We start from the raw sequence: 3,849 nt of genomic DNA, 5'->3' as shown, positions 1-3,849 counted from the left end.
GCCGAACGGTCCTTGACCGACTGTTCGTAAGTAACCTCCATCGTGCCATTATTGCCCACCATCCCGGTCTGCCGCCCGGCAAAGCGATGGTTGACCAGCGTTGGATGACCAGTGAGAAGGATTCTTGAGCGGTTGGAATGGAATCTATCGCATTGTTAATACGAGATATTGTTATTAATTAGTATAGTGTCCCCGGAATTGACAAGAGGGGATGAACTATTTGGGGCCTTTCGCACCGGCCAGCGTAATTTCCAGGGTAATTGGCCACCGTAATTGGGTAAATATGCACGTGTCACCGTAATTGCACCGTAATTGCAACCATCTGATCTTGCATGGCTTTTTACACAAGCGCACCGCATCGATGCTATCGCGCATCACAGTGGTGCACATGGAGTCCCTCATAACCCTATGATAACAAGCCGTTAAAACCGCGCGGCAGTGCATACGGTGTGCTTGGTAATCGCTCCTCATCGCGGCGCTATCGGTGGGCTTTAACGCTATCCTGAGCGCGGCAATCGGGACTGACCAGTGGGCAACCGCCCCACGGCGGGAACCTCCACCGCTTTCCGGCCCGCACCACCGCCGTCGCACCCTGGCGCAGCATCGGCGCGCGCACATCGCCCCAGCACCGCACGGCGGCGGAGATTTGATCGACGCCGCACATCACGCCATTTCCGCGCACCTCGCAGCGCCAGACACAAAGCCGCGCAAAACTGCCCGCTCCACACGACCGCCAAGGCCAGACACATCGCCGCCCTTTATCCTGCCTTACTTCGCGGAGACCTCATGCCGAGCGAGATACCAGCATACAGACTCGGTCTGATAGCCAAGTGCGAACACTTCTTGCATCCGAGTCCTGCAACCCGCTTCATCACCATTGGCACGGCGTATCGCGCCGTCATGGAACAGAGCCACGCCCAATTGCAATTTGATTGACCGATTGTATCCGGCAAGATGATAAGCGGCCTGCAACCCTTCCATCTTGGTCGCCGCTCGCAGCGCAGCATCAAATCGATGTTCGGCAGTCATATATTCGTTGATAGACTGCCATTCCTGCCGCCATCCATCGAGCGCGTCCTCAAAGGACAACTCCCCAAGGAGTTGCTTCACAGTCGCAACAGGATAGCGGAACATCGTAGGCCGCTTGTCATATTTGGCGTTGAGCTTTTTCAGGTAGCGAAGCGCATAATCCCGATTGGCCTCATCGCCCGCCGTCACCGCCATATAATGCAGGATCAGCCCAAAGGTCGCACCACCCGCATGATCCGGGGCCATGCTCACACTGCCGTCAAGGATTGCTGCACAAAGGCCGTGTGCGAGTTCGATGGCGTGCCCGCGATCATCAAGGCACCAAAAGGCGGCGGCAAGATAGAGGTGCTGACCGGGGTGATCGGGATTGCGCTTTTGGTGCTCATGAACGCGCTCCATCAACGGGATGGCAGCCCGGAAGTTCCCCTTCTCCTGATATGCTTTTGATAGACCATCGACCGATCCAATGTCATTTGGGTCGGTAGCCAGTTCCATCTGATACGCTTTAACTGCGTCATCAAAGCGGCCAGCCAATACGAGATCAAGAGCGTCCATCAGAAATCAAACCCCCAGCGAAGGTTGCCTTGGGCATCATAGGTGACCGCCCTCACTGTTGCCGGATCATAGCCCCACTTCCCGACTTGCGTGTTAAAGGTCTTCAGACCCGATGCGGTATTTGGCTTGATTTCGATATGCTCGAAACCAAGTCGCCTAGCGGCAATTGAATCAACGGACATATCAACGCCGGTCAGACCTGGCCCTGTTCGATTGATCACGCCGGTCACACCCTGTGCTTCCAACCGGGCTTGCAGCAACGCTCCAGCTTGAACGTGCGCTTCCTGACCGAACAACGTGGTGCCGTATTTCAGATTCGACGGAACCGAAATACTACCCAATCCCCTCTCTGCGGCAATAACTGGAGCAGACTTGGCAAATACCTTGCCTCCTACCCTGCCAACCAAACTACTCGCTGGCCCTAGAAACGCAGCCCCGGCTTCAATCTTGGATGTTATCGGCGCATTATGGCCCTGCGTCCGAAGGTCATTGAAGGCGTAGAGGGTACCGAGTGGTGAGAATCCTGCAATGTCGCGCTCGGCCTGCGATCTGACATTGGCAATCGCTTGCCGCTGGGCGGCGGCGGCAGCTCGTTCATCGCCGCGTTGACGATAGATTTCAGTGCGGGCTTTACTTTTAGACCACAACCCGCTGGTAAAGGCAGTTGAATAGCGATTGGTTCCCGGCAGCGCGATGTTCATCTGCATCATACCGGCACCGGGCAATGGTATCGCAAAATCAATGGTCACAGGTGCGGGGTTGAGACGGGTCATCAATACAGCTTCAGCCTTACTGATAAAGTCGGCACCCATGCCAACTTCGATTGCATTGGTTGTGGCGGCTCCCAAAGCCCAGAACACCGCCGTTTCACGACCTTTTGCACCAGCGGCCAGTTCTGCAGCCAACATGTTGCCGTAGACAGCGCCGTCCTTATAGTAAGCCTCATAGCCTTCAGCAAGGTGCTTGTCCGCCAACGCAAGTTGCAGCAAATGTTCAACCGACGATATCGGATTGGGTCCCCCAAAAGCTCGTATCCGCTGGTCGCTTGTTGTCACGTAGAATGTTGAAGCGGTGGCAGTGGTGCTGGCATTTGTTTTCACAATCTCCATTGCACTCGGGTCAGCATCTACCGATACCCTTGCCCTGGCACGATTGGCTGCAACCTTGTCCCAGTCGATGTCCCCGTCCAGCACGGACAGTGCGGGGATGTCAAAATCAACAACATCAACCGCCAGCGTCTCTGGCGTATTAAGCGCCGAGACGAACGGATAAGGTTCGCTTGCCTTGGCAGCGGCGATCATATTGCCCCCCGTCTCCTCCACCGCCGTCGGGTTGCCAGCACCCTCACTGGCGCTGCTATTACCCAACCGGCCATCGAACGCCGTGCCTGCGGCGCGTACCGCAAGCCTCGCCAGCGCAGCAGGCAGTTCGGTTCGGATCGAGCGGCCAAAGCTGTCGCCGGTGATCACACTCCTCGTGGCAGCGCGGGCGAGAACGTCGGCGCCGCTGCGCAGCATTTCGCCACCAAAGCTGCTATCACCGATCTTGAGCTCGCCAACCGCGTTCGATGCCACAGCGGTCGCAACCCCCGTCCAGTCGAACTTCTTCTGCAGGCCAAGCGCCATTCCGATGCCCTGTGACACCGCTTCATTCGCAATAGTGGTAACCGGATCGAACCCTTGCGGAGCGCCGATGACGACCTGTACGCCTGCCCGCACGGCTGCCATGCCCACGGCTTTCCAGCTGAACTCGGGCTGGATGCCGGTGGCCACGCCAACACCCTGGCTGACCGCGCTGCCAATCGCTGCACCCGCGACCGGAGCGACCGGGCCCAGCACCGGTGCCAGCGCGATCGTCGCGATCATGGTCACCGCTTGCGCTATCACCAACAGCAACATCTGGCCCAGCAGGCCACATTTCGCCTTCTTCGGCGGCTTGGGGGTGGTGGGTTGGGTTTCGCCCATGACCTCGCTGGGGTCATAGGGTTGGAAGGTGCCGGCATTGTGGCTGTTCTTCGCCACACCCTGCGGCAGGATCAGCGTGCTGCCTTCGATCAGCCCGGCCTGTGCAGACAGTCCGTTCGCTTCGGCCAGCCGGTACCACAGATTGGCATCGCCATAGAGCTGGGCGGCGATGCTCGCCAGCGTGTCACCTGCGCGCACGGTATAGCTGCCGGTGGCGGAGGCCTGTGCATAGCTGTTAAAGCCCTCGATCGACTGGGCAAAGTCGGCATAGCCCACCGTGCCGCTGTTGGTGCCACCCCGG

Annotated in this window: 2 protein-coding genes; both read right to left on the bottom strand. The window is 58.1% G+C overall.

Annotation, left to right across the window (positions count from 1 at the left end; translation table 11 throughout):
• Positions 1 to 768: 768 nt before the first annotated feature.
• Complete coding sequence (locus ABL922_RS14250) at positions 769 to 1,584, bottom strand: hypothetical protein (RefSeq protein WP_349024874.1); 816 nt, start codon at positions 1,582 to 1,584, stop codon at positions 769 to 771.
• On the bottom strand, positions 1,584 to 3,849 hold a 2,266-nt coding region (locus ABL922_RS14245; RefSeq protein ID WP_349024873.1), incomplete at its 5' end, for a LysM domain-containing protein. The genes ABL922_RS14245 and ABL922_RS14250, both read right to left, overlap by 1 nt.

The sequence above is a fragment of the Sphingorhabdus sp. genome (assembly GCF_040079335.1).
Taxonomy (GTDB): Bacteria; Pseudomonadota; Alphaproteobacteria; order Sphingomonadales; family Sphingomonadaceae; genus Sphingorhabdus_B.
Note: the sequence above shows the minus strand (reverse complement) of the source record. Positions and strands in the feature narration are given on the sequence as shown.